This window comes from Aquabacterium sp. (assembly GCF_041909175.1).
Taxonomy (GTDB): Bacteria; Pseudomonadota; Gammaproteobacteria; order Burkholderiales; family Burkholderiaceae_C; genus Aquabacterium.
In genome coordinates this window covers 181,882-208,259 of the sequence record NZ_JAYRDZ010000004.1, presented here as the reverse complement: position 1 = coordinate 208,259, position 26,378 = coordinate 181,882, and the positions used below count along the sequence as shown (strand labels likewise).

At 60.2% G+C, this 26,378-nt stretch carries 23 protein-coding genes and 1 tRNA gene; 15 read left to right on the top strand and 9 right to left on the bottom strand.

Annotation, left to right across the window (positions count from 1 at the left end; all coding sequences use genetic code 11):
- Window positions 1-28: 28 nt before the first annotated feature.
- The 3 genes from ACE3PH_RS07865 to ACE3PH_RS07855 all read left to right on the top strand — a co-directional run bounded on the left by ACE3PH_RS07865 (window position 29) and on the right by ACE3PH_RS07855 (window position 1,075).
- Window positions 29-394, top strand: a complete 366-nt coding sequence (locus tag ACE3PH_RS07865; RefSeq protein ID WP_374317599.1) for an integration host factor subunit alpha — start codon at window positions 29-31, stop codon at window positions 392-394.
- A gap of 71 nt (window positions 395-465) precedes the next feature.
- Window positions 466-939, top strand: coding sequence for a MerR family transcriptional regulator (locus ACE3PH_RS07860; RefSeq protein WP_374317597.1), 474 nt, complete (start codon window positions 466-468; stop codon window positions 937-939).
- A gap of 59 nt (window positions 940-998) precedes the next feature.
- Window positions 999-1,075: transfer RNA gene (locus tag ACE3PH_RS07855), tRNA-Pro, on the top strand.
- Between the two features lie 45 nt (window positions 1,076-1,120).
- Here the strand turns inward: ACE3PH_RS07855 and ACE3PH_RS07850 are convergent.
- Window positions 1,121-1,573, bottom strand: coding sequence for a universal stress protein (locus ACE3PH_RS07850; protein ID WP_374317596.1), 453 nt, complete (start codon window positions 1,571-1,573; stop codon window positions 1,121-1,123).
- A 119-nt stretch (window positions 1,574-1,692) separates the two neighbouring features.
- On the opposite strand from ACE3PH_RS07850, the gene ACE3PH_RS07845 reads away from it, so the two are divergent.
- Complete coding sequence (locus ACE3PH_RS07845) at window positions 1,693-5,244, top strand: DUF748 domain-containing protein (RefSeq protein WP_374317594.1); 3,552 nt, start codon at window positions 1,693-1,695, stop codon at window positions 5,242-5,244.
- A gap of 15 nt (window positions 5,245-5,259) precedes the next feature.
- Here ACE3PH_RS07845 and ACE3PH_RS07840 read toward each other — a convergent pair whose 3' ends face one another.
- The gene (locus ACE3PH_RS07840; RefSeq protein WP_374317592.1) at window positions 5,260-6,066 is read right to left on the bottom strand and encodes a MerR family transcriptional regulator; all 807 of its coding nucleotides are present in this window, start codon (window positions 6,064-6,066) and stop codon (window positions 5,260-5,262) included.
- 111 nt (window positions 6,067-6,177) lie between these two features.
- Here ACE3PH_RS07840 and ACE3PH_RS07835 point away from each other — a divergent pair, with 111 nt between their 5' ends.
- On the top strand, window positions 6,178-6,771 hold the full coding sequence (locus ACE3PH_RS07835) for a chalcone isomerase family protein (RefSeq protein ID WP_374317590.1): 594 nt from the start codon (window positions 6,178-6,180) through the stop codon (window positions 6,769-6,771).
- A gap of 36 nt (window positions 6,772-6,807) precedes the next feature.
- On the opposite strand, the gene ubiE is transcribed toward ACE3PH_RS07835, so the two are convergent.
- Window positions 6,808-7,539: a bifunctional demethylmenaquinone methyltransferase/2-methoxy-6-polyprenyl-1,4-benzoquinol methylase UbiE gene (gene ubiE / locus ACE3PH_RS07830; protein ID WP_374317588.1), complete on the bottom strand. Its 732-nt coding sequence runs from the start codon at window positions 7,537-7,539 to the stop codon at window positions 6,808-6,810.
- The gene (locus tag ACE3PH_RS07825; RefSeq protein ID WP_374317586.1) at window positions 7,536-8,810 is read right to left on the bottom strand and encodes an NAD(P)/FAD-dependent oxidoreductase; all 1,275 of its coding nucleotides are present in this window, start codon (window positions 8,808-8,810) and stop codon (window positions 7,536-7,538) included. Before ACE3PH_RS07825 ends, ubiE begins: the two co-directional genes overlap by 4 nt.
- Before the next feature lie 120 nt (window positions 8,811-8,930).
- Here ACE3PH_RS07825 and ACE3PH_RS07820 point away from each other — a divergent pair, with 120 nt between their 5' ends.
- From ACE3PH_RS07820 to ACE3PH_RS07785, 8 genes are all read left to right on the top strand, one after another.
- Window positions 8,931-9,743 carry a TIGR00266 family protein gene (locus ACE3PH_RS07820; RefSeq protein ID WP_374317584.1) on the top strand — a complete coding sequence of 271 codons (813 nt, stop codon included), beginning with the start codon at window positions 8,931-8,933 and terminating at the stop codon, window positions 9,741-9,743.
- Window positions 9,744-9,746: 3 nt separating this feature from the next.
- Window positions 9,747-10,592 (top strand): EI24 domain-containing protein, encoded by an 846-nt coding sequence (locus ACE3PH_RS07815; protein WP_374317582.1) that lies wholly within the window; start codon window positions 9,747-9,749, stop codon window positions 10,590-10,592.
- Window positions 10,593-10,594: 2 nt separating this feature from the next.
- Window positions 10,595-11,392, top strand: coding sequence for a competence/damage-inducible protein A (locus tag ACE3PH_RS07810; RefSeq protein ID WP_374317579.1), 798 nt, complete (start codon window positions 10,595-10,597; stop codon window positions 11,390-11,392).
- Window positions 11,393-11,699: 307 nt separating this feature from the next.
- On the top strand, window positions 11,700-13,118 hold the full coding sequence (glnA, locus tag ACE3PH_RS07805; RefSeq protein WP_374317577.1) for a type I glutamate--ammonia ligase: 1,419 nt from the start codon (window positions 11,700-11,702) through the stop codon (window positions 13,116-13,118).
- Window positions 13,119-13,343: 225 nt separating this feature from the next.
- The gene (locus tag ACE3PH_RS07800; RefSeq protein WP_374317838.1) at window positions 13,344-13,805 is read left to right on the top strand and encodes a hypothetical protein; all 462 of its coding nucleotides are present in this window, start codon (window positions 13,344-13,346) and stop codon (window positions 13,803-13,805) included.
- Between the two features lie 143 nt (window positions 13,806-13,948).
- Window positions 13,949-14,971 (top strand): nitrogen regulation protein NR(II), encoded by a 1,023-nt coding sequence (gene glnL, locus ACE3PH_RS07795; protein WP_374317836.1) that lies wholly within the window; start codon window positions 13,949-13,951, stop codon window positions 14,969-14,971.
- Between the two features lie 47 nt (window positions 14,972-15,018).
- Window positions 15,019-16,626, top strand: a complete 1,608-nt coding sequence (gene ntrC, locus ACE3PH_RS07790; protein ID WP_374317574.1) for a nitrogen regulation protein NR(I) — start codon at window positions 15,019-15,021, stop codon at window positions 16,624-16,626.
- A 96-nt stretch (window positions 16,627-16,722) separates the two neighbouring features.
- Complete coding sequence (locus tag ACE3PH_RS07785) at window positions 16,723-17,220, top strand: glycine zipper 2TM domain-containing protein (RefSeq protein WP_374317572.1); 498 nt, start codon at window positions 16,723-16,725, stop codon at window positions 17,218-17,220.
- A 56-nt stretch (window positions 17,221-17,276) separates the two neighbouring features.
- Here ACE3PH_RS07785 and ACE3PH_RS07780 read toward each other — a convergent pair whose 3' ends face one another.
- A complete protein-coding gene (locus ACE3PH_RS07780; RefSeq protein ID WP_374317570.1) occupies window positions 17,277-19,073 on the bottom strand; it encodes a PHA/PHB synthase family protein in 1,797 nt (598 codons plus the stop codon).
- Between the two features lie 96 nt (window positions 19,074-19,169).
- Here ACE3PH_RS07780 and ACE3PH_RS07775 point away from each other — a divergent pair, with 96 nt between their 5' ends.
- Window positions 19,170-20,771, top strand: coding sequence for a methyl-accepting chemotaxis protein (locus ACE3PH_RS07775; RefSeq protein WP_374317568.1), 1,602 nt, complete (start codon window positions 19,170-19,172; stop codon window positions 20,769-20,771).
- Window positions 20,772-20,775: 4 nt separating this feature from the next.
- Here the strand turns inward: ACE3PH_RS07775 and ACE3PH_RS07770 are convergent, their stop codons facing one another.
- Genes ACE3PH_RS07770 through ACE3PH_RS07760 form a run of 3 tightly spaced genes read right to left on the bottom strand, consistent with a single transcriptional unit; the run spans window position 20,776 to window position 23,805 of the window.
- Window positions 20,776-21,924, bottom strand: a complete 1,149-nt coding sequence (locus ACE3PH_RS07770) for an ABC transporter permease (protein ID WP_374317566.1) — start codon at window positions 21,922-21,924, stop codon at window positions 20,776-20,778.
- Window positions 21,902-22,837, bottom strand: a complete 936-nt coding sequence (locus tag ACE3PH_RS07765) for an ABC transporter ATP-binding protein (protein WP_374317564.1) — start codon at window positions 22,835-22,837, stop codon at window positions 21,902-21,904. The genes ACE3PH_RS07770 and ACE3PH_RS07765 overlap by 23 nt, the downstream gene beginning before the upstream one ends.
- A complete protein-coding gene (locus tag ACE3PH_RS07760; protein WP_374317562.1) occupies window positions 22,834-23,805 on the bottom strand; it encodes an HlyD family secretion protein in 972 nt (323 codons plus the stop codon). Before ACE3PH_RS07760 ends, ACE3PH_RS07765 begins: the two co-directional genes overlap by 4 nt.
- Before the next feature lie 121 nt (window positions 23,806-23,926).
- Between ACE3PH_RS07760 and ACE3PH_RS07755 the strand changes: the two genes are divergently transcribed.
- Window positions 23,927-24,559, top strand: coding sequence for a hypothetical protein (locus ACE3PH_RS07755; protein ID WP_374317560.1), 633 nt, complete (start codon window positions 23,927-23,929; stop codon window positions 24,557-24,559).
- On the opposite strand, the gene ftsH is transcribed toward ACE3PH_RS07755, so the two are convergent.
- Entirely contained in the window at window positions 24,548-26,368 is a 1,821-nt protein-coding gene (gene ftsH, locus ACE3PH_RS07750; protein WP_374317833.1) for an ATP-dependent zinc metalloprotease FtsH, read from the bottom strand. The two genes, ACE3PH_RS07755 and ftsH, sit on opposite strands and share 12 nt — an antisense overlap.
- Window positions 26,369-26,378: the final 10 nt, after the last annotated feature.

Below are 26,378 nucleotides of genomic sequence, written 5' to 3'. Positions count from 1 at the left end.
AGGTCAGGATAGTCGAGGGGGGAGCAACATGATCGATAACACCGCCGATTCGGGTAGCGTGGTGATGCTGCCGTCGCTGGAAACGCCGACGCTGACCAAGGCTGAGCTGGCAGAAATGCTGTTCGAGCGCCTGGGGCTGAACAAGCGCGAGTCCAAGGACATGGTTGAGGCCTTTTTCGAGCTGGTTCATGAAACCCTTGATGAAGGACAGGATGTCAAGCTTTCCGGATTTGGTAACTTCCAGATTCGTCGCAAGGCTCCGCGGCCAGGGCGCAACCCGCGCACGGGGGAGGTGATCCCCATCCAGGCCCGTCACGTGGTGACCTTCCATGCCAGCCAGAAATTGAAGGGCATGGTTCAAGGTGAGATTCCCATCGACGAAGACTTGGAGTAAAGTCTCAAGCCCTTTTGCGATCCTGTTGATTTGGATCGGAATTTCTGCTTTGAGCAAGGCCAGCCTCAGTCATGGATAGCGCACTGCCGCCCATTCCCGCAAAACGTTACTTCACGATCGGTGAGGTCAGCGAGCTGTGTCTCGTCAAACCCTATGTGCTCCGCTATTGGGAGCAGGAGTTTGTGCAGCTCAAGCCCATGAAGCGGCGAGGCAACCGTCGGTACTACCAGCACCATGAAGTGCTGTTGATCCGTCGCATTCGCGAGCTGTTGTACGACGAGGGCTTCACGATCAGTGGCGCACGGAATCGCCTGTCCGAGCTGGGCGCCAATGGCCAGCTACCCAAGGCCGCCCGAGGCCTGGATGATGTTGTGGAGCCACAAGCGCAATCGGCTGACGACGTGGCGCATCAGCATGCCGTGATCGAGGGCGAGGCATTCTCAGCGCTTCAAGGTGATGCACTGGCAGGGCTGGTGGCCACCCATCCTGATGCCGCACGTCAGTTGCGTGAAGCACTGGTGGCCATCCGCGTGTTGCTGGATTAATTCAAATTTCGGCCAATCTTGCAATCTGGCAAAAAAGCGTGCTATAGTCTAATTCTTGTCGGGGCGTAGCGCAGCCTGGTAGCGCACTTGCATGGGGTGCAAGGGGTCGCGAGTTCGAATCCCGCCGCCCCGACCAAGAATCACGAGGGTCAGTAGGTTTCCTACTGACCCTTTCGTGTTTTCAGGCGCTGTGTCCGCGCACGAGCAACACGGGAACCGGCGCGCTGCGCAGAATCTGCTCTGCATCGCTACCCAGAACCAGTCGGCTGACGCCACGTCGTCCATGGGTGCCCAGGACGATGATGCTGGCCCCCCAGCGTGCGGCCTGCTCAATCACGGTATCCGACACACGGGTGCCAAAGCCTTCGACCAGCACAGAGTCTGCTTTGATGCCGGCTTGCTCGACTTTCTCGCGAGCCTTGTCCAGGCAGGATTGGCCGGCCTCCTTGAGTGAGCTGATGACGTCACCCATGATGACGGCAGAGCCATCAATGCCAGACGTGAACACCATCTCATCGACAATGTGAATGAGCCTGATGCTGCCACCGGCCAGCTTGGCCAGTCCGATGGCTTCCTGAAGGCCGCGGCTGGAGGTGTCGCTGCCGTCAATCGGAACGAGAATCTTCTCGTACATGACGCTACCTTTCTGATGGTTTGATACCACGCAATGTCAAGTTGCAAGCATAGGGGTTCTGTCCGATTTGGTCATCCGATCAGGCGACAATCTCCATATTGAAAGATCAGGTGAAGTTCATGTCAGAGGAAGCATCGACCCCTTCGGCTCCGTTGAAACGGAATGCGCGCTGGTTGCGTGTAGGGGCTGGCGTGGCGCTGGTTGCTGCGGCGTGGAGTGCGGGAGTAGGCTGGCTGTTGCCCAGCGTCATCAAGCCGCGCATCGAACAGGAAGCCAGCAAGGCACTGGGGGTGCCCGTCACGCTGACGGCCTTGCATATCCAGCCTTGGACCTTGGTGGTGCAGGTCGATGGCCTCTCGGTTGGTGCTGCTGCTTCCCCATTGCTCCGTGTGCAGAGTGCGTCGGTTCGCCTGTCGATTGAGTCACTGTGGCGACTGGCGCCGGTGCTGCGCCGGGTCACCGTCGTTGGTCCTGATGTGCACATTGAGCGGGTCGGGCCGAAGCAGTTCAATTTCACGCCGATTCTGGAAAAGCTGCAGTCGCAGTCAAAGCCGCAACCGGCCAACGCGGAGCCGGCTCGCTTTGCCGTCTACAACATCACGGTGGAGCAGGGCAAGGTCGCCTATGTTGACCATGTTCTGGGGCAGACCCATCAGATTGATCGCCTGAGTGCCGGTGTGCCGTTCATTTCCAGCCTGCCCAGCTACACCGAAGTGGATGTGCAGCCGCACCTCTCGGCGGTGGTGGATGGCAGTCAGTTCAAGTTGACTGGCAGCACGCACCCCTATGAAGAGGATCTGGCCTCGACGGTGGATCTGCACTGGAGCGATGTCCATCTGGACCAGTGGGCCGCCGCGGCCAAGCCTTTCATTCCGGCCTCATTGGGGCTGGATGTCAACGGGGGGGTGCTGGCCGCCGACTTGAGCGTCACATTCGCACGGCGTAGCCCGCCGGCGGTGCCGCTGCTGTCGGTGAAGGGGGGCGCATCGGTTGGGGACATGGCTGTCGAATTGGGCGGGCTGAAGCTGGGGGGCGCCTGGAAATCCCTGCAGCTGAAAGACATCGATGCGTTGCCGCTTGAAAAGCAGGCTCGGCTTGGCTCGCTGCAGCTTGATGGCCTGCAACTCGCCCCCCATCTGCCAGATGGCAGTGTCTTGCCCAAAATCGGGCCCGTGAAAATGGCCGTCAGTGGGCTCGATACCCGCGAGCAGGCCCATCCGGCCAAGCTCCAGATAGACGCCAGTGAGGAGCACGGCGGCAAGTTGGCAGTGTCTGGTGCGGTTCAGTTGGCCAGCCAGTCAGCCGAGCTGGATGTGCAGATGCAGGCATGGCGTCCCGCTCCTTGGCTGCAGTCTCTGAAGACGCTGGTGAGCTTGCCGGTTGAGGTGGTGCAGGGTGATGTGGAAGGGCAGTTTCACGTCAAGGTGGATCCCAAGACACTCCAGGTCGACAAGGGGCATGTGAAGTTGGCACAGTTCCAGTCGCGTGCACTGGCAAAAGGTGTTTCTGACCATGTGAATGCGAAGGGGGTGGACATCAACGGGCTGGCTGCTGCTGTGAGCCTGTCTGCGGAAGGCGATCAGCCGGCCGGTTTGCGTTCGTTGACGGTCGAGACGGTGGTGCTGGACGGACTGGATGCTGCTGCGACCCGCGGGCGGCAAGGCGAGTGGCTGTTGATGGCCGACGGTGCAGCAGGTGGCAAGAAGCAGTCTGCAGCCAAAGCCGAGCCGGCTCGTCAAGGTGCGACTACCAAAGCACATGAGCCAGCAATGGCGATCAAGGCGGTTCAATGCATGGACTGCGCAGTGGCGGTCGTGGACCAAACTGTGAGCCCCGCAGCACGCTTCAGCTTGCGTCAAACCAATCTGAAGGTGAGCGGCGTATCGAACGACCTGCGTCAATCTGTGGGCTTCGATCTGGATACCTTGGCGCAGGGGAATGGTCGCATCAAGCTGGCTGGCGAGGTGCGTCCTCAGCCGCTGCAACTCAAGTCCAAGGTCACGGTGGCGGGGCTGGATCTGAAGGCTGTCCAGTCCTATATCGATCCCTATGTGAACATGGAGCTGACATCCGCCAAAGCCGGTGTCGCTGGGAAACTTCAGCTGGATCAGTCGGGCCCTGCTTCAGCGCCGATCTTGCAGGTCCGCTATCAGGGGCGTCTGGCCCTGCAGGATGTGCGCACCCTTGATGCCGTGACGCAGGCTGATTTCCTGCGGTGGAAATCGCTGAGTCTGGATGGCGTCGACATTGGTCTCAAAGGGCAGGAGCTGCAGGCCGACCTCGGCAAGGTGGCGCTGCAGGACTTTTATGGCCGGATCATCATCAACCCCAATGGGCAATTGAACGTTGCGGAGATTGTCGGGCGCGAACAGGGTGGGGCTGCCAAATCACTGACCACCCCGCAGGCGGCTCCTGGTCCAGACCAGTCCAAGCCCGTTGTGGCTGCAGCGGCGCCCGTTCAGCCTGCCCAGGCTGCATCGTCGGCTGCGCCGGCAAAGGCCCCGATGAACATGCGCTGGCAGGGTATCAAGTTGAGCAAGGGGCGAGTCGACTTCACCGACAACTACATCAAGCCCAACTACTCCGCGCAGTTGACCCATATCGAAGGCACGATCTCGGCAGTGGCCTCGACCAAGCCTGAGCCTGCCACGGTGCAGGTCTCCGGCACGGTGGATGACAGCGCACCGCTTGAAATCACCGGGCTGCTCCACCCTCTAGGCCCGCGGCTCTATACCGACATCAAGGGTTCGGCCAAGGGCATCGAGTTGACCCGACTGACTCCGTACGCAGCCCGTTATGCTGGCTACGCCATCGAAAAGGGCTCCCTGTCGATGTCGGTGCAGTACAAGGTTGACCAGGGCAAGCTAGAGGCCCAGAACCAGATTTTCCTGGATCAGTTGACTTTTGGTGAGCGTGTCGAGAGCCCCGATGCCACCAAGCTGCCCGTGCTGCTCGCTGTGTCACTCTTGAAGAACACCCGTGGCGAGATCGACATCAACCTGCCTGTTTCCGGCTCTCTGGATGACCCTCAGTTTTCGGTTGGGGGCATCATCTGGCGGGTGGTTGTCAACTTGCTGACCAAGGCCATCACTGCGCCGTTCAGTCTGCTGTTTGGCGGCGGGCATGACGACATGGGTTACGTGGCCTTCGATCCTGGCTCGGCTCGCCTGACACCTCAGGCCCAGGACAAGCTGGACAAGATCGCCAGCAAGCTGGTCGAGAAGACGTCGCTGAAGCTCGAAGCCACCGGGCGAGCAGATCCGGCTGTGGATGTGGACGGTCTGCGTCACCAGTATGTCGACGCGTTGATGCGCAAGGCCAAGGCCAAGGAGCAGGATAAGTTGCCTGACGAGGTGAGCATCGGTGCCGAAGAGCGCGACAAGTGGCTGCTGGCGGCCTACAAGGCGGCTGACATCAAGAAACCGCGCAACATGATCGGTCTGGCCAAAACATTGCCGGCGGCCGAGATGACGCGTCTGCTGGAAGCGGCTGCACCTGCCGACGAGCAGGCCTTGCGCGATCTGGCCAACCGCCGGGGAGATCAGGTGAAGGCCTATCTGACGACCAAGTTGTCACCAGAGCGTGTCTTGCTCACGGCATCGAAGACCAACAACGATGGCCTGCCGGACGACAAGGGCCCGAGCAGCCGTGCTCAACTGTCCGTCAAATGATCTTGGCGGTGGACATCAGCTCTGATTGGCTGATGTCCGCTGGTGCACGCTGCGATCAAACTCCTGTTGCAGCACGACAGGGAAGGCCGCCGATATCGACCCGATGGCCAGGGGCCTCAGGCGCTCGAACAAGGTGCGAATCTGTCTGACGAGCTCGGTGTCGAGACGCTCGGGATCAAGACCTTCATGTGGCTTGCTCTGGGCAATGCCTTGCAACAGCCCCAGGAACAATTGCTCGACATAGACCTTGGCGATCGCACGGGTGTGGTGAATCAGGTCGTCTTGCAAATTGAGAACGGTGTCGAGCGGCACACCGAGTTCGGCCAACTGGATGCCAATGCGTTCCAGCGAGGGGCTCAGCATCTCGACCTCGTTGCCCTCGGCTTCTCTGTACAGACCGTTGCGGGCTAGCCGTTCCTTTTGCTCGTTCGTGGCGGTCTCGCCCCAATGCCCGGCCATCTCGTCCAGAGCCTTGCGCTGGGCCGGCTCAACCGTGAAAAAGCTCTTGGTGAACAGGTGGCCGACCAGGGCGTACTGCGACCATGCACCATCCGGGGTTTGCGCCAGCATGTCCTTGATGGCGTCGAGACCGAAACCTTGTTGGCGCAGATCCCGGATCAACTCCAGCTTGCCCTGGTGCGCCCGGTCGTAAAGACCCAGTCGCCCTTTGAGTCGGGGCGGGGGAAGCAGCCCGGCGGTTTGATAGGCGCGGATGTTCCGCACGCTGACACCTGTCTCATTGGACAGCTCTTCGACGGTCATGCCGTTGGTGTCATGGCAGCGCTCGCGGATTCGGCCTTTTTGCTCGGGAACTTCGCTCATTGCTCAACATCAGAGATCAATGAGATGATGATACCTTCGCCATGTTACATTTGGGATGTAACATGAGGCGGTTTGCCCCCTCGTTCGAGTTCTTTTTTCGCAAGGAAGCCCATGAAACGTTTGAAGACATTCGTGTTGTCCCTAGGTCTGATTGCCGCGGCTGTTTCCAGCTCTTCGGCACTGGCTGCCAAGGAGATCGCCGGTGTCAAGTTTGACGACCGCTATGCAGTTGCCGGTCAGAGCCTTCAGTTGAATGGTGCGGGCCTGCGCAAGAAGATGTTCATCAAGGTCTACGCGATTGGCTTGTACCTGAATGGCAAAGCCTCGACCCCCAGCGGCGTGCTGAGTCAGCCTGGTGCCAAGAGCGTGCGCATCGTGATGCTGCGCGATGTCTCTGCACAAGACCTTTCCGACAGCCTGATCAAGTCGATCACGGCCAACGTCAGTAGCTCGGAGATGCCGAGCATCCAGTCACGCCTGAACGAACTGGAGGCCAACCTGAAGACGCTGGGGCAGGTCAAGCGTGGTGATGTGATCCAGATGGATTTCCTGCCCGCATCCGGTACCCACATCACGTCGGGCGCACAGGTCATGCCGCGCGACATCCCCGGCGAAGACTTCTATCGGGCCCTGTTGAAGATCTGGATCGGCGAAAAGCCGTCCGATGGCGACCTGAAGGACGATCTGCTGGGCAAGGCCAGCTGAGCTGGCTCAGCCGGCCACGGGTGCTGATTCAGAGAGTCAGCACTTGATGCCCATGTGCAGGGCGACGACGCCCGCGGTCATGTTGTGCACATCAACATGACCAAAACCCGCCTTCTTCATCATGGCCTTGAGCGTGGCCTGATCGGGGTGCATGCGAATGGACTCGGCGAGGTATTTATAGCTGGCTGCATCGCCGGCCACCATCTGGCCCAGCTTGGGCAGGATATTGAAGGAATACCAGTCGTAAGCTTTTTCCAGCGGCTTGGCGACCCTCGAAAACTCCAGCACCAGCAGCCGGCCACCTGGTTTCAGGACACGGCACATTTCGGCCAGGGCGGCGTCCTTGTGCGTCATGTTGCGCAGACCAAAAGCCACCGTGACGATGTCGAATGTCCCAGTCGGGAAGGGCAGCTTTTCCGCGTCACAGATGGTCGTAGGCAGCACCACGCCGGCATTGAGCAGGCGGTCTCTGCCTGTGCTCAGCATGGCTTCATTGATGTCGGTGTGCACCACCATGCCAGAGGGGCCAACCCGCTTGGCAAACGCTTCCGACAAATCACCCGTGCCGCCCGCGATGTCGAGCACTTTCTGGCCTTCCTTCACGCCGCTGGCGGCGATGGTGTAAGCCTTCCAGACGCGATGCAGGCCCATCGACATCAGGTCATTCATGATGTCGTATTTGCCGGCGACGGAATCGAATACACCGCGCACGCGCGATGCCTTCTGGGTTTCTTCAACGGTTTCGAAACCGAAATGTGTGGAACTCATGGTGTCATCTTACCCAAAGCGCGGGCGCATGCCATGGCACTGGCCCACGCCCATTGAAAGTTGTAGCCGCCCAGCCAGCCTGTGACATCGACGACTTCGCCGATGAAATACAGCCCCTGGACTGTCTTGCTGCCCATGGTCTGGGAGCTCAATGCCTGCGTGCTCACCCCTCCGCGGGTGACCTCTGCCTTGGCATAGCCTTCGGTGCCGTTGGGCGTGATCTGCCAACTGTTGGCACTCGAGCCAAGCCAGTCGAGGTCGCGGTCTTTCATTTCGGCCAGCGACGCATCGGCTCGGATCGATGGCTGTTGCAGGTGAGCTTGTTCCAGCCAGGTCTGCGCCAGCCTTTGGGGCACGCCATCTGGCAGGGCCTGGCTCCAGGCTGTGCTCAACTGCTTGCGAGAGCCCTGTTTGGCGTCTTTGAGCTGCTGCGCCAGATCGATATGGGGCGCCAGATTGATGGTCAGGGGCTGCCCCGGTTCCCAGTAGCTGGAAATCTGCAAAATGGCAGGGCCGCTCAGGCCTCGGTGCGTGAAAAGCAGGTCTTCCAGAAAGTGGGCGTCGCTGGCCTGGCGTCGTTTGCCTGTTTTGCCTTGTTCGACAGGGGTGGCAACGTCCACCTCCATGGAGATGCCAGCCAAACCAGCCCACGGGCCCCAGCTTCCTGCATCAAAAGTCAATGGCACCAAAGCCGGTTTGAGTGGCGTGACGGTCAGGCCGAATTGCGCAGCAAGTCGATGCCCGAAGTCGCTTGCGCCGATCTTCGGGATGCACAAGCCGCCCGTTGCGACCACCAGTTGATGGCTTGTGACCGGGCCTCGGTCGGTGTCGATTTCAAAGCCAGGCCCGCCATCAGTGTTGGTTTGCCTGACGGCTTCAACCTTGCAGGGCTGCCAGCGCGTGACCCCGCCCACACCACACTCTGCCAGCAGCATCTGGATGATGTCATCGGCACTGCGGTCGCAAAATAACTGACCTCGGTGTTTTTCGTGCCAGGCGATGCCGTGCCGCCCAACCAGCTCCAGAAAATCCTGGGGGGTGTAGCCGGCGAGTGCGGATCGCGCGAAATGGGTGTTCTCGCTGAGGTAGTTGGCAGCGGATACATCGCGGTTGGTGAAGTTGCATCGACCGCCACCTGAAATGCGGATTTTCTCGGCCACTTTGGCCGCATGGTCGATCACCAGCACACTCAGTCCGCGTTGTCCGGCCACCCCGGCACAGAAGAGGCCGGCTGCGCCTGCGCCAATGATCACCACATCAAATTGCTGCATGACGGCATTGTCGCTGCAATTGTCTTGACAACCGGCTACCATCAGCCGCTGTCTGGTGGCGTTGCCGTCAGACAGTATGTGACCAGCACGGTCTGTCAGACAGAAAAAGGAGTTGATTCCATGGCCATGGATGTGGTGGATTTTGAGATCAAGGGTGCCGAGATGCAGTTTGTCGAGGTGGAGCTCGACCCGGGTGAGGCTGCCATTGGTGAAGCCGGCAGCATGATGTTCATGGAATCCGGCATTGATATGGACACCGTCTTTGGTGATGGCTCGGCTCAGCAAGGCGGGCTGTTCGGCAAGCTGCTTGGGGCAGGCAAGCGGCTGATCACGGGTGAATCCATCTTCACCACGGTGTTCACCAACAAGGGTCAAGGCAAAAAGCGCGTGGCCTTTGCCGCGCCCTATCCCGGCAAGATCTTGCCCATGGACTTGTCCAAGCTGGGCGGCACACTGATCTGTCAGAAAGATGCGTTTCTGTGTGCTGCGCGTGGCGTTTCGCTGGGGATTGCGTTTCAGAAGCGTCTGGGGACGGGCTTTTTCGGCGGCGAGGGCTTCATCATGGAGAAGCTGGAAGGCGACGGCCTGGCGTTCGTCCATGCCGGTGGCACGATTGTTCGCCGCGAGCTGAAGGCAGGAGAGAGCCTGCTGATCGACACGGGCTGTGTGGTGGCCTATACCTCAGAGGTTGATTTCGACATCCAGTACGTGGGCAAGATCAAGACAGCGTTGTTCGGCGGTGAAGGCTTGTTCCTGGCCCGGCTGTCGGGGCCAGGGCAGGTCTGGTTGCAGAGTCTGCCGTTCTCCCGCCTGGCTTCACGCATCTTTGCTGCTGCACCTCAGCGTGGTGGCAGCCGTGAGGAGGGGTCCATGCTGGGCGGTTTCGGGGCCGGTGGCTTGCTGGGCTCGGTGCTGGGGGGCGATGACGAGTAAGGCATGCTTCCTGCCGTGACACGCGTGGCTGACGCCTTCTGGCGGGCGTTGGCCTATTGCGCTTTTCCCAGGGTCATCTGGTTGACCCTGCTGCCACTGGTTTTGTCCGTGGTGTCTGCTGCTGTGATGGGCTACTTTTTTTGGCAGCCTGCTGTGGCGGCCATTCAGCATGGGCTCGTGGCGTGGGAATGGGGGCAGCGCTTTCTTGGCATGCTCGACCAATGGGGCTCGTCCAGTTTGCGGGCTGTGGTGGCGCCGCTGGTCGTGGTGGCCCTGTCGTTGCCGGTGCTGGTGGTGTTGTCGCTGCTGCTGGTGGCTGGGTTGGCGATGCCTTCCCTGGTTGAACTGGTCCGGGCGCGGCGCTTTCCTTTACTGCGAAGCCGCCATCACTCACCGTGGTGGCACAGCGCGGTCTGGTCCATCTGGTCGACCTTGGTCGCGCTGGCCTTGTTGCTGGCGTCCTTGCCACTCTGGCTGATCCCCACTGTGGGGTGGTGGCTTCCCTCTCTGATCTGGGGGTGGCTGACCTACCGGGTGATGTGCTTTGATGCGCTGGCTGACCTGGCGACACCCGAAGAGCGCACCTTGTTGATGGCCCGGCATCGTGGTGCATTGCTTGCCATGGGGGTCGTCTGTGGGTGCCTTGGCATGGCGCCTGCGGCCGTGTGGGCCTTGGGGGCCTTGAGCCTGGTTCTTGCGCCTCTTTTGCTCGCAGTGTCGATGTGGGCCTACACCCTGGTGTTCGTGCTCTCGTCGCTCTGGTTCCTTCACTACCTGCTGGCGGCGCTGCAAACCTTGCGCGCGAACGAGCCTGATGCAATGGCCATCCCGGCCGAAGAGGTTTCCTAGACATGATTGGCGTGATCATCATCGGTGATGAAATTCTCAGTGGTCGTCGAGAAGACAAGCATCTGGCCAAAGCCATTGAGTTGCTGGGCGATCGTGGCTTGCGGCTGTCGTGGGCACGATATATGGGCGATGAACCCGAGCGCATCACGTCAGAACTGGCGGCTGTTCGCGCTTCGGATGACGTGGTGTTTTCGTTCGGGGGCATTGGTGCCACGCCGGATGACCACACACGTGCCGCTGCAGCTGCAGCCTGGGGCGTCGATCTGGCATTGCATGCGCAGGCCAAGCCTCTGATCATCGAGCGTTCTCGGCTCATGGCCGAACAGGAGGGGCGGGCCTTCGATGAGGGCAGTGCTGATACGTTGCGCCGGCTCGAAATGGGGTGCTTTCCTGTCGGGGCCGACATCATTCCGAATCCGTACAACCAGATTCCAGGCTTCTCGATGGATGGTCGCGTGCACTTCCTGCCGGGCTTTCCTGTGATGGCGTGGCCCATGATGGCGTGGGCACTGGATCACTACCATGCCGAGCTGTTTGGTTCCGATCGGATGATCGAGAAAGCGGTCATCGTGTATGCCAGAACTGAGTCAGCCTTGACTCCGTTGATGCTCGACATTGAGGCGCACTTTCCAGGCGTCAAGGTGTTCAGCTTGCCAAGCGTGGATCATCCTGAGTACGGCAGGCATATTGAACTGGGTGTCAAAGGTGAAGAGGTGGCCTGCCAGCCAGCCTTTGCAGCGTTGTTAGATGGGTTGCACTGTATTGGTGCCAATGTTGGCCCTGAAACGGTGCGAAAATAAGGTGTGTTGAGAGATTGCACCAGCATGGTGCTTTCGTGGGGTGGGCGTAAGGCTCCCACGGTGTGGGTTGGGCCATAAGGGGGCGTTGCACACGAGGCATTCCCCTTGGCGGTGCGGGGTGCACAGTCACTGGCGGCGTTGCCGTGCAGTGTGACGCTCGTGTGCGACACCGCGGGGAAGGCAGGATTCCTTGATCTGTGAGCGTGTTCGGCACGCTTTCTGCTATTACACTGCGCGCTGTTTCTCATGTGGAAACAGACCATTTTTGATTTTGCTTTCACTTAAAGCCTCTTGCTAGGAGCTTCTGATGGCCAACAAGACCGTCGCCGACGTGATGAAGATGGTGAAGGACAACGAAGTCAAGTTCGTTGACTTCCGCTTCACCGATACCCGCGGCAAAGAACAGCACGTGTCCGTGCCCGTTTCCCACTTTGACGAAGACAAGTTCACTTCTGGTCATGCTTTTGACGGTTCGTCCATCGCTGGCTGGAAGGGCATTGAAGCTTCCGACATGCTGCTGATGCCGGACCCGAACACGGCCAACGTCGACCCCTTCTTCGAAGAGCCGACCCTGATCCTGACCTGTGACGTCATCGACCCGACCGATGGCAAGGCCTACGAGCGCGATCCCCGCTCTCTGGCCAAGCGCGCTGAAGCCTACCTGAAGGCTTCGGGCCTGGGCGACACCGCTTACTTCGGTCCGGAACCCGAGTTCTTCGTGTTCGACAGCGTGCGTTGGCAAGCTGACATGTCCGGCTGCTTCGTGAAGATCGAATCCGAAGAAGGCGCCTGGAACTCCGGCAAGGACTACGAGCACGGCAACAGCGGCTACCGTCCTACCGTCAAGGGTGGTTACTTCCCGGTTCCTCCCGTTGACTCCGGCCAAGACATGCGCTCGGAAATGTGCCTGATTCTGGAAAGCCTGGGCATTCCCGTTGAAGTGCACCACCACGAAGTGGCCAACGCCGGTCAAATGGAAATCGGTACCAAGTTCGCTACGCTGACCGAGCGTGCTGACTGGCTGCAACTGCAGAAGTACGTGATCCAGAACGTGGCTCATGCCTACGGCAAGACTGCCACCTTCATGCCCAAGCCCATCGTTGGTGACAACGGTTCCGGCATGCACGTTCACCAATCCATCTGGAAGGATGGCAAGAACCTGTTCGCTGGCGACGGCTATGCTGGTCTGAGCGAATTCGCTCTGTACTACATCGGCGGCATCATCAAGCACGCTCGTGCTCTGAACGCCATCACGAACCCTGGCACCAACTCCTACAAGCGTCTGGTTCCTGGTTTCGAAGCTCCGGTGAAGCTGGCCTACTCGGCCAAGAACCGTTCCGCCTCGATCCGTATTCCTTACGTCGCCAACCCGAAGGGTCGTCGTATCGAAGCACGTTTCCCCGATCCTTCTGCCAACCCTTACCTGGCTTTCGCAGCCCTGATGATGGCTGGTCTGGACGGCGTGGAAAACAAGATCCATCCGGGCGAAGCTGCTACGAAGGATCTGTACCACCTGCCGCCCGAAGAGGACGCACTGGTGCCGACCGTCTGCCACAGCCTGGATCAGGCTCTGGACTACCTGGACAAGGACCGCGCGTTCCTGACCAAGGGTGGCGTGTTCACTGATGCCTTCATCGATGCCTACATCGACCTGAAGATGCAAGAAGTGACCCGCTTCCGCATGACGACTCACCCGATCGAGTTCGACATGTACTACGCCCTGTAATCCTGTTTCAGGATTGCCGGACGGCAGATGCAAAGGGGCGACGGAAGTCGCCCCTTTTTGCTTTTCGCGCGTTGAAGCATCGTGCTTGAGTGCATACTTGGCGCCAACGATGCTGGAGTGCTCCTGATGAAGGAAACGAAGATTGCTGTGCCGCTGTGGCCCGTGGCCATGGGGGGCGCTGCTTGTTCATCTGCCCGTGTAGTGGGTGTGTTGCTGGTGGGGTTGATGACCTCGTCGGTTGTGGGGGCCCAGGAAAAGGTGGTTTACCGTTGTCCTGGCAATCTTTACACCGATGCGCTGTCCGCCAAGGAGGCGCAAGCGAAGGGTTGCAAAACACTCGATGGGGCGCCCATCACGGTGATCCAGTCTGGCGTGCGTCCCGCGGCTCCCAAGGCTGCTGCATCAGGTGGTGGTGCGCCTTCGGAGCGTGTGCAGTCCGATGAGCAAAAGGCTCGCGATGCGGATGCTCGCCGCATCCTGGAGGCTGAGTTGAAGAAGGAGGAAGAAGCTTTGGCTGCCCTCCAGAAGGAATACAACAACGGCCAACCAGAACGACGCGGTGATGAACGCAATTACCAGAAGTACCAGGATCGCGTGAACGAGATGAAGGCGGCGATCACGCGCAAGGAGGCGGATGTGGCGGCTCTTCGGCGTGAATTGGCCAAGTTCGGGGCGGCATCAAAGTGAGCAATGCGGCTTCCCGCGCAGCGCGTGCTGCGGTAGCGGCTGGCCGACAGGTCAGCGTGGCGAAAGGCGGGTCTACCGCCGACCCTGGTGAGGTGCAGCGCTTGCTGCCAGGCAACCTGGATGCGTTTGATCATCTGGCCACCATGGTGGCGGTGATCGAGTCCGATGGGCAATGTCTGTTTGCCAATGCGGCTTTTGAAGAGGTGCTGGGGCTCTCACGGCGCAGCGTCCTGCGTGAGTCGATCTTCGACTGGTTTGTGGAGCCGGCGTTGCTCCAGGACATCGTGCGTTGCGTCTCAGCCAACGAATACCGCACCAGTCGGCTCCAGGCGCAACTCAAGCGCCACCCCAACGTTTTTCTGGATGCCTTGCCTGTGCAGGCCATCGTGACCCGACTGGAGCACAACGACCTCGTGCTGATCGAGTTGGTCGAGGTCGAGCAGCAAACCAAGCAGGAGCGTGAAGAGCGGGCGCTGGACCAGGCACAGGCCAACAAAGAGCTCATTCGCAATCTGGCCCATGAGATCAAGAATCCGTTGGGTGGGATCCGTGGGTCGGCTCAGCTGCTGCAAATGGAGCTGGAGTCCAAGTCCCTGACCGAGTACACGCAGGTCATCATCCATGAGGCGGACCGACTGCAGGCCCTGGTTGACCGCTTGCTGGCGCCGCATCGTCGACCCCATCTCGTTGGTGATGTGAACATCCATGAGGTGTGTGAGCGGGTCCGTACCTTGATCCTGGCGGAGTTTCCCAAGGGGCTGCAAGTCTGGCGTGATTACGATACGTCGCTTCCCGATTTTCGCGGCGACCGGGAGCAGTTGATTCAGGCTGTGCTGAACATCGCCCACAACGCGGCGCAGGCGCTGTCCGATCGGGTGAAAACGGGGGATGCCGTGCTGACCCTCAAGACCCGTGTGGCGCGTCGCGTGACGATCAATCGCCACCTGCATCGGTTGGCATTGGTCTTGCATATCGAGGATAACGGCCCAGGTATTCCCGAAGCCATCCGTGATCGCATCTTCTACCCACTGGTATCAGGGCGTGACGGTGGTTCCGGGCTGGGACTGACCTTGGCTCAAACTTTCGTTCAACAGCACCAAGGCACCATCGAATGCGAGAGCGAACCCGGACGGACGGTATTCAAGCTGCTGATACCGCTGCCTTGACGGGTTGGCCTGACTTTCGAGCCGTGGTGCAACCATGACAGGCCGGCATGAAACCCATCTGGATCGTTGATGACGACCAATCCATCCGCTTTGTGCTTGAAAAAGCACTGGCGAGAGAAGACCTTCCCGTTCGCAGCTTCACCAATCCCCGCGATGTCCTGACGGCTCTGGAAACCGACGAGCCGCAGGTTCTGGTGTCAGATATCCGCATGCCCGGGGGCTCCGGGATTGACCTGCTGAGTAAGGTCAAGGCACGCTTGCCTGGCTTGCCCGTCATTATCATGACGGCCTATTCCGATCTGGACAGCGCGGTCTCGGCTTTTCAGGGCGGTGCGTTTGAGTACCTGCCCAAGCCGTTTGATCTGACCAAGGCGGTCGAGCTGATCCGGCGTGCGGTAGATGAGAGCGTTCGGGAAGATGTCTCGGACGAGCGCCTGACCCAGATGCCGGAAATTCTGGGGCAGGCCCCAGCCATGCAGGACGTGTTCCGTGCCATCGGTCGGCTCAGTCAAAGCAATGTGACGGTGCTGATCACCGGTGAGTCCGGCGCAGGCAAGGAGTTGGTCGCACAAGCCTTGCACAAGCACAGCTCCCGAGCCAGTGGCCCGTTCGTGGCGATCAACACGGCGGCCATCCCCAAGGACCTGCTGGAGTCGGAGCTGTTCGGCCATGAGCGGGGTGCCTTCACCGGAGCGCAGACCATGCGCCGCGGCCGTTTCGAGCAGGCCGATGGGGGGACTTTGTTCCTGGACGAAATCGGGGACATGCCTTTCGATTTGCAGACCCGCCTGTTGCGCGTTCTGAGTGATGGGCAGTTCTATCGTGTGGGCGGCCATCATCCGCTCAAGAGCAATGTGCGGGTGATCGCTGCGACCCACCAGAACCTGGAAGAGAGGGTTCGTCAAGGCGGGTTCCGCGAGGACTTGTTCCACCGGCTGAACGTCATTCGGCTGCGGCTGCCCCCCTTGCGCGAACGCCGTGAGGACGTGCCGACACTGGCCAAGTTTTTCCTGCAAAAGAGCGCCCGTGAACTGGGCGTGGATGCCAAACGCATTTCGGATGCCGCGCTGGCCAAGCTGGTGTCGTTTGATTTCCCGGGTAACGTTCGTCAGCTGGAAAACATCTGTCATTGGTTGACCGTGATGGCCCCGGCGCAGGTGATTGAGCCGAAGGACTTGCCTCCTGAATTGCAGGGTTTGCGTTCTGCGGCCGTCACCCAGTCGGCAGATTCGGGGGCACTGTCCGGTGTGGCGCCCGCCGCGCCGCCGGTGATGCCTGTGGTCGTGCCAGCCGCTGTAGTCCCTGAAGTGTCCAGCGCTCTGGCATCGACCGATGTCTCTACGGTTGCTTCTGCGCCCGCAGTCGGTGGGTGGTCGCCGCAGGCTGCTCCCCTTGTCGGTTCAGCTAACGTTGGAGGCACGCCTGCAGCCAGCGTTTCCGGAGGTTGGCTTGACGATCTGGAGCGCGATGCTCGCGCACGGCTCGAGGCTGGTCAAGCCGATGTGTGGGATGCCTTGACGCGTCAGTTTGAGGCCCGGCTGATTCACACGGCGCTGGACATCACGCGCGGCCGGCGTATCGAAGCCGCGCAAAAGCTGGGTATCGGTCGCAACACCATCACGCGCAAGATCCAGGAGTTGGGCATCGACGAGTGAGCTTTGTTTCACTGGTGTAAAAGCCATGCCCGCTGTCAGCGGAGGGGCTTGGCCCTGCGTTACAGTGACGTTGAACTTTTGAGAAGGAGAGACGTCATGAAACGATCCCTGATGGCAGCTGCCGTTGTGTCGATGGCTGCGGTGCTGGGTGCATGTTCTACCGCCAGTCCTGATGTCATCAAGCCGGGCGATGCGCAACGTCTATCCCAGGTTGATGACGCCGTGGTGCTGAGTGTGCGCCCTGTCGTGATTGAAGGTCAGCAAAGCGGTGCTGGCGCTGCGACGGGTGCCGTGATTGGCGGCGTGGCTGGGTCGTCTGTTGGCGGGTCTCGCGAGCAGGTCGCTGTGGGTGTGCTGGGTGCTGTGGTGGGTGGCGTCGTTGGCAACGCCGTTGAACGTTTTGGCACCCGCGAAGAGGCACTGGAGTTGGTCTTGCAACTGAGCAATGGTCAACGCCGCTCGGTTGTGCAGGCCAAGGGCAATGAAACATTCAACCCGGGTGACGCCGTGCTGCTGATCAACACCGCCGGCAAACTGCGTGTGACCAAGGCTCCGCAAGTGCCTGCATCACCCGCGCCAGCTGCTTCGCGCTGAACACAGTTGACCCAGAATAGGCTGGTTATCACAACCAGCCTATTTGCGTTATCCAATCAGTCTGCGTAGCAGACCATGACATTGTGGCCGGGGGCAGGGTAGAGTGCCTTGCTGGCAGGGATGCTTCGAGCCTTGACCTGTGCGCTTGAGTGCTGAGCGAGCCAGTTCTGCCAATCCGGCCACCAGGAGCCATCCTTGGGTGGGTTTTCTGCCAGCCACTCCTCAGGTGTCATCCAGGGCGCCATGGCCGGGGCCGTCTTGATGCGGTAATGGCGATGCGGGTGCCCTGGTTCGGACACGATGCCAGCGTTATGCCCGCCGCTGGCCAGCACGAATGTGAGCTCGCTGTCTGTCAGGCGATTGATCTTGTAGACCGATTTCCAGGGGGAGACGTGGTCTTTCTCCGTGCTGACCACCATCATGGGCACACGGATGTCCTTCAGCGACACCGCCTCCCCATCGACTTCATAGCGCCCCTCGGCCAACTCGTTGTCAATGAAGAGCTTGGTGAGATATTCACCATGCATGGTGGCCGGCATGCGGGTTACGTCTGCATTCCATGCCATCAGATCATTGGGTTGCGTGCGCTCGCCTAGCAGGTACTCGTGCATCTGGCGCGACCAGATCAGGTCACGCGAATGCAGGAACTGGAAGGAGCCCCCCATCTGCTTGCCGGTCAGGAAACCTTGTTCGGCCATGGTGTCCATCAACTGCCTGACCTGCGCCGGGTCAATGAAGACGCCCATTTCACCAGGCTCGGTGAAATCCACTTCGGCAGCCAGCAGGGTAAGGGTCTTGATGGGTGGAATGTCAGCCCATTCGGCCAACGGGTGATCGCCCGCCAGGCGAGCTGCCGCAATGGCGAGCAGGGTGCCGCCCAGGCAGTAACCCATGGTGTGCACAGCCTGCTTCGGGCAGAGTTTGCCGATGGCTTGCAGAGCCGAGAACACACCTTCATGGACGTAGTCGTTCAGCCCCAGATGGGCGTCTGACTTGTCCGGGTTATGCCAGGAAATCATGAACACCGTATGGCCCTGCTCAACCAGGTAGCGAACCATGGAGTTGTGCGGGGACAGGTCGAGGATGTAGTACTTCATGACCCAGGACGGGACAATCAGCAAGGGTTCAGCATGAACATGAGGGGTTGTCGGGGCGTATTGGATCAACTCGCAGAGGTGATTGCGATAGACCACCTGACCTTCGGTGATCGCCACGTTCTTGCCGGGCTTGAAGGTTTCTTTCTGGTTGTGATCGAGTGGGGGCAGTCCCTTCAGTTCACGCCAGTCGTCCAGGAAATTCTGGGCACCTTTGACCAGATTCTGACCATTGCTGTGCTGGCTGGCATGCAGTACTTCAGGGCTGACAGGCCAGTTCGAGGGCGACAGCATATCGAGCCACTGCCGGGCAAAGAAGTTGACTACTTCCTTGTTATGGCGGGTAACCCCTGGCACATCGGTCGCTTCCTGCCACCATTGTTCAGCTGCTTTGAAGCCCGATACCCAGGAGTTGAATGGCCAAGAAGTCCAATCAGGAGATTTGAAGCGCGCATCGGATACCGAGATCGCATCCGGAGTGGGCTCGTCGCCATGGGTCCAGGGCGAGGGCGGGACGCTGTGGCTAAGCGCATCCAATCCTTTGGCAATGGCTGATCGAGCCAGTTGCGAACGGAATCCAGGGGATTGAGACAGGTGCATGGCCCAATCGGTATAGGCCAAGGCCAGCGAGACTGGGGACAGTCCGGAGGTCAGTTTGGAGAGGCTGGCGTGTAATGACTGATCAAGAGCTTGTGCCGAGAGACTGGCTTGCTTGGCGTCGTCGTCCGAATTGGGCGTCGCGATATGTTTCATGGGCAACTCAATTCCTTAGTGCGGCGTTTTACCGGTACGGCCGCAATCAAACCGCTTTATACGGTCTTATTTGACAGACAGTTTGTGACGCTTTGACGGAACATGCAAGCGTCCGAAATTGCAAACATAGACAAAAGAATCGATGAGGAGGCGTTTATGTACGCTCTGTCCAGATTTTCCGTTGGGGCCAAACTCAGAATCGGGTTTGGGGTGGTGTTGGCGGCCATGGTGGTGATCGCAGTCTTTTCGATCATCCAGCTGCGTGCGGTGAGCCAGCATACCGAAACCATTGCCACCAAACACATATCGGGTGTCCGTGTCGCCTTGCAGATCAGCGAGGCCGCTACCCGGTATCGTGTGCGGGAATACCGTCTGGGTTTGACGAAGCCGGATGAGCGCGCGGCGGTGGTCAAACGGCTGAGTGCGGCAATCGATGCCGTCAACAAGCTCCGGCAGACGTATGAACAGCAGATGCAGGCGGACGAAGACAAACGTCTGTATGCCGCGTTCGTGACAAGCTGGGAAACCTATCTGGCAACCAGTGGCCGTTTCAAGGATGCCTTGCTGGCTGGGGATGAAACAGGGGCCTTGAAGATCATGACGAGTGACAGTCTCAAGCAGTTTGATGCGGCTGTTGCGGCGCTCAAGGACCTGGGCCAATACAACGATAGGGCCGCACAAGCCGCCAATGAAGAGGCCGCTGAAACGGCTGATCGGGCCCGAAACCTGATTTTGCTGGTGTTGGCTTTGGCCGTTGCCGGCAGCGTGGTGTTGAGTTGGGTCATTTCGCGTTCGATTACCGAACCGCTGCAATCTGCACTGGGGTTGGCCGAGCAGGTTGCCAAGGGCAACCTCACGCATGGCTTGACAGCCAGTGGTGACGATGAGGTGGCGAAGCTGACACGGGCGTTGTCTGGCATGGTCAACCAGTTGCGGGAGCTGGTCACCGAGGTCAGAACCGGGGTGTCGATTGTGTCGTCTGCATCGTCTGAAATCGCACTGGGCAGCCAGGACCTGTCTGAGCGCACGGAGCAGACTGCATCGCGACTGCAGCAGACGGCATCCTCCATGGAGCAGCTCACGGGCACCATGACCCATGCTGCGGATACCGCCCGTCAAGCCAATCAGCTGGCCGAACATGCGACCGATGCTGCCCACCGTGGTGGCGACGTGGTGACCAAGGTCGTGAGCAATATGGACAAGATCACCGACTCGTCTCGCAAGATCGGCGACATCATTGCGGTCATCGATGGCATTGCCTTCCAGACCAATATCCTGGCGCTCAATGCAGCGGTGGAGGCAGCCCGTGCCGGTGAACAAGGGCGGGGCTTTGCCGTGGTGGCCAGCGAAGTGCGATCGCTGGCGCAGCGCAGTGCCCAGGCCGCCAAGGAAATCAAGGGGCTGATCGGCGCGTCGGTTGAAACGGTGGAATCGGGGGCAAGCCTGGTGAAGGATGCTGGCGAAACCATGAAGGAAATCATGACCAGCGTGCAGAGGGTAACCGACCTGATGGGTGAGTTGGCCTCGGCGGCAAGCGAGCAGCGCGATGGCATCAGCCATGTCAATGAGGCTGTTTCCAACCTCGACCAGATGACGCAGCAGAACGCTGCGCTGGTGGAGCAGACCGCAGCCGCGTCATCATCCCTGAAAGACCAATCTGCCCGCCTCAATGAGGTGGTGGCGGTCTTCAAGGTGGAAGGCTGATTTATCAGTCCAGGGTTTGTCGGTAGCGGCTCATGGCCAGCGCGCCGACGACCACAATGAACAAGCCCATGGGCCAGATCTGCGGCAGCACGTCTGGCCATGTCGCCCCTTTGAGCATCACGCCTCGCACAATGCGCAGGAAGTGAGTGATGGGCAAGGCCTCTCCGACCACCTGAGCCCAAGCCGGCATGCCCCTGAACGGGAACATGAACCCGGACAGCAGGATGTTGGGCAGGAAGAAAAAGATCGTCATCTGCATCGACTGCATCTGCGTGCGGGCGATGGTGGAGAACAGGAAGCCCACGGTCAGCGTCGCGATGATGAAGACCAGCACCGCAGCGGACAGCAACACACGGCTGCCAAACATCGGGACCTCGAACAAGGTACGTGAAGCGATGTAGATGAGCAGCACCTGCATGTAGCCGATCAGGACATAGGGCAGGATCTTGCCGATCATCACTTCAAGTGGCCTGACGGGCGTGGCCAGCAGGTTCTCAAGCGTGCCGCGTTCACGTTCGCGGGTCATCGCCATCGCAGTCATCATCACCAGCGTCATCACGAGGATCACGCCCATCAGCCCCGGGACAACGTTGTACTGGGTGATGCCTTCGGGGTTGTAGCGGCGGTGCACGCGCAGTTCGAACGGGGCTTCTCCGGCTCTGAGTGAAGTCAGCGGACCACGCAGATCGGATTGCAGGGCGAGCCGGGGCAGGTCATAGAGGGTGGACAGCGCGCCGCCCGAGGTGGAGGGGTCGCTGGCATCGGCATAGACGGCCACCGCGGGATGTTCTCCGCGCAGCAGGCGGTGCGTGAAATCCGAAGGGAAGATGAGCGCGAATTGCGCATCACCGTGTGCCAGCCACTCTTCTGCCTGTGGTTCGTTCAGCGTCGCTACCACGTCGAAATAGCGGGTGTTTTCGAGTGCGCGGACCACGCTGCGGACCATCGGGCTGTTGTCGGGGGCCACGATCACCGTTGGCAGATGCTTGGGGTCACCGTTGATGGCGTAGCCGAACATCACCAGTTGCATGATCGGGATCGCCACGAGCATGGCGAGCGTCAGCCGGTCTCGTTTGAGCTGCACGAATTCCTTGCGCAGGATGGACCATATGCGCCGCCAAGAGAGGGGCTTATCGGAAATTGTCTTGCGCATGCTGGCTCAGGTGGATGAAAACGTCTTCCAGACCCGTCGGAATGGGGTCGATCTGCCAGGCATGACCGGGCTGACGGCGCTGCAGCCAGGTGCTGAAGTCCTGGCCAGATGTGCTGCTGATGTGAACCGCCACACCGAAGGGAATGGCCATCCAGTCGGGTTCGTCGATGGTCAATGCGATGACGCGATCAAGTTGCTCGCCGCGGACCTGCCAGGTTTTCAGCCCGGAGTTGGCGATGACTTCTTCTGAGGTACCTGCAGTCAGCACTTTGCCGTAGGAGATATAGGCCAGCCGGTGGCAGCGTTCGGCTTCGTCCATGTAGTGGGTGCTGACGAGCACCGTGAGGCCTTCGGCGGCCAGCAAGTGGATCTGATGCCAGAAGTCTCTCCGGGCTTTCGGGTCGACCCCGGCCGTGGGTTCATCCAGCAGGAGCAGCTCCGGTTCATGAAGCAGGCAGGCGGCCAATGCCAGTCGCTGCTTCCAGCCCCCGGAGAGCGAACCAGCCAGTTGCTGACGCCGCTCGACCAGCCCCAGGCGCTGGAGTGTCTGACGGACTTGCTGCTTGCCGTCTGGCATGTCGTACACCTCGGCGATGAAGCGCAGGTTCTCCTCAATGGAGAGGTCTTCGTAGAGGCCGAACTTCTGGGTCATGTACCCTGTGCGCAGCTTGATCTGACGTGACTGCGTCAGCAGGTTGAAGCCCAGGCAGTGGCCTTCGCCTGCGGAGGGTTCGAGCAGGCCGCATAGCATGCGGATGGTGGTGGTCTTGCCGCTGCCATTGGGGCCGAGGAACCCGCATATTTCGCCGCGACGCACCTGGATGTCGATGCCGTCCACCACGGTGCGGTCGCCAAACTGCTTGGTCAGTCCTTTGACATCGATGGCCAGCTCGGGCCGATGGGCTCCGTTCATGGCTGCTGGGCTGGGTGGACGGTGAGCGGTTGACCGGGTTTGAGCATGGCGCCAGCGTCGCCTTCGGGTATGGCCTCGACCATGTAGACCAGCTTGCCTCGGCTTTCGTTGCTGTAGATGACCGGCGGGGTGAATTCGGCCTGGGGCGATACGTAGCGGATCACAGCTGTGGCTGCCTGGCAGCCATCACAGGCGTACTGAATGCGGTTACCGACCTTGGTGCGAGCCAAGTCGGTCTGGGGCACAAAAAACCGCACCTTGACGGCATGCTCAGGCAGCAGGGCGACCACGGGGGCGCCTGCTGGAACCCATTCACCCACGCGATACAGCACATCGAAAACCTGGGCGTTGACCGGGGCTGCACGGGCTTTTTGTCTTTTAACCCACTGTTGCTGGGCCAGCTGCGCTTCAGCTGCTCGCAACTCTGCGCGAGCGGCGCCAATGGTGTCGGGGCGGGCCTGGTCTCGTGCTACAGCCAGTTGCGCTTCAGCCTGGCGCACCAGTGCGGCATCTCGAGATTGGGCTGCCTGCAATTCGTCCAGCTGTGCAGGAGAGGCGAAACCTTGCTTGACCAGTTCCTGGTGCCGCTTGAGTTGTGCAGATGAAACGACCAGTGCGGCGCGAGCCTGCTCAAGCTGCGCCTCGACGGCCTGGATCTCATGGGGTCGACGGCCCTTGCCCAGGTCGGTCAGTTGTGCCGATGCACGGTCCTGCTGGGCTTGGGCGGCCTGGCTGTTGATGTCTTCGCTGTCGGTATCCAGCGCGAACAGAGCCTGATCACGCTTGACCATGTCGCCGCGTTGTACTGCCACGCTGCGGAGCTGGCCCGCAGTGGGTGAGGCCAGGTAGATGATGTCGGCTTCGGCATAGCCGGTCCAGTCCTCTTGGGCTTGATTCAGGCAACCGGAGAGTCCGCCGCTGACAGCGGTGAGGAACAACGCAAGAGTCAGGCGAGGGGATACAGGCATGATGGACTTGATGGCCGGTTAACGCGGCTCGGATATCCTGAGTATGAACCGAATATGGGCGGATCTTGGCCAGGTGTTGCTATGCTGAAACCCTGGATGTTTTACAGGTGAAAAGAGCGCTATGGAAGACCGCGTCAGAGAGTTGCTTCAGCAGATGACCAGACTGGAAGATGAGTTGCGGCAGACGCTGGCAGCCAAGGAGCAGAAAGTTTTTTTTCAGGTCAATGGCAAGCGCATTGAGTTTGAAGGTGCCGTGAAGGCGCGGCACCGGCAGCTGCGCATGGGCTTTTTGCGCTGGCTGGTGACCAGTCGCCCGCAGAACTGGCTGTCGGCGCCGTTCATCTATGCGGTTTTCATTCCTTTTGTGTTGTTGGACATCTTCGTGTCCATTTACCACGCCGTGTGTTTCCCCTTGTACGGGATACCGAAGGTGCGTCGCGCCGACTTCTTTGCCTATGACCGACAGCATCTGGGCTACCTGAACAGCCTGGAAAAGCTCAATTGCACCTATTGCGCCTATGGCAATGGCTTGCTGGCCTGGGTGACCGAGGTCACTGCTCGGACCGAGCAATACTGGTGCCCCATCAAGCATGCCCACAAGGTACTGGGCACCCACTTGCGCTACCCTCGATTCGCTGCGTTTGGCGATGGTGAGAACTACCACGCCGAGCTGAATGCCCTGCGCAAGGACTTCCGCCGTGAAGCCCGTGAAGCGGCTTCACAGCGTGGTGAAGGTGATCAGTCAGGCAGCTGAAACCGGCTGGCGCGCCTTGTCGGCCAGCGGTCGAAGCTCGGCTTCGCTCAGGGTTTCTTTCTCGAGCAGTTGCTGGGCGCCTTCTTCCAGCAAGTCACGCTGGGCTGTCAACGTTGCAATAGCACGCGCGTAGGCCTGGTCAACCAGCTGACGCACGGCATCGTCAATATGCCGGGCCGTGTCGTCGCTGTAGTTGCGCTCCTGGGGCCATTGGCCTGCGCCGTCCAGGAAGGTGGTGCGGTTGCGCTCGTACGCCACCTGACCCAGGTCGGCAACCATACCAAAGCGTGTCACCATTTCACGGGCGATATCGGTGGCCTTGACCAAGTCATCTGCGGCGCCAGTGGAGATGTCGCCCATCACCAGTTGTTCGGCCGCACGCCCGCCGAGTAACACGGCCATGCGGTTCTCCAGTTCGGTACGGGTGTTGAGGAAGCGGTCTTCGGTGGGGCGCTGGATGGTGTAGCCCAGTGCACCCATGCCACGCGGGATGATCGAGATCTTGTGGACGGGGTCAGCGCCTGGCAGTGACATCGCCAGCAAGGCATGACCCATCTCGTGGTACGCGACGGTGATTTTTTCCTGTGGTCGCAGTACGCGGTTGCGCTTTTCCAGGCCGGCCACAATGCGCTCGATGGCAGCGTTGAAGTCGCTGGCTTCGACCGCATCGGCATGCCGGCGTGTGGCCAGCAGCGCCGCCTCATTGACCAGGTTCGCTAGATCGGCCCCGGCAAAGCCAGGTGTCAGTGCTGCAATGGCATTTGGGTCGATGTCGGTGCTTTGTTTGATCTTTTGCAGGTGCACGCGGAGGATGTCGGCGCGCCCTTGCCGATCCGGGCGGTCCACCAGCACTTGACGATCAAACCGACCAGCGCGCAGCAGGGCGGGGTCCAGTACTTCAGGGCGGTTGGTGGCGGCCAGGATGACCACCCCGACGCTGGCGTCGAAGCCGTCCATTTCAGAAAGCAACTGGTCCAGCGTCTGCTCCTTCTCGTCATGACCACCGGCCATGGGACCGGCACCCCGTGCGCGTCCCAAGGCATCCAGCTCGTCGATGAAGATGATGGCTGGTGCAGCCTGGCGAGCCTGTTCAAACAGGTCGCGCACCCGCGCGGCCCCTACGCCCACGAACATCTCGACAAACTCCGAGCCACTGATCGAGAAGAACGGCACGCCAGCTTCACCTGCCATCGCCTTGGCCAGCATGGTTTTACCTGTACCTGGCGGGCCGACCAGCAGCACGCCCTTGGGCATGCGCGCACCGAGCCGGCCATAGGCCTTGGGGTCTTTGAGGAATTCGACGGACTCGCGAAGCTCTTCCTTGGCCTCATCTACGCCAGCGACATCGTCAAAGCGTACCTGGATGTCGGTCTCCGCGAAGACACGCGCACGGCTTTTGCCAATGCTGAGCATGCCGCCCAACCCGCCAAGGCCACCATCCTTCATCATCTTGCGGGACATGAAGTTCCACAGACCGAACATCAGCAACACGGGCACGACCCATGACAGCACATCATGGATGATGGTGTTTTCCACCACGCCCTCATAGCGGACTTTGTAGGTGGAGAGATCCTTGGCCAGTGCGGGGTCTACGCGGGTGACGATGAAGCGCTGTCGCCCATCAGCCTGCGGTTTCTTGAGCTCGCCTTCGATGAAACTGCTCGACACCCGCAGGGAGGCGACTTCGTCGGCTTGCAGGTGTTGCACGAGCTCGCTGTAAGGCATGGCCTGGACCTGGGTGGTGCTGATCCACAGGTCCTTGGCCCACATGAGGGTCAGGAGGATGAGGCCGAGCGTCCAGGGATTGATGGGCCAGGGC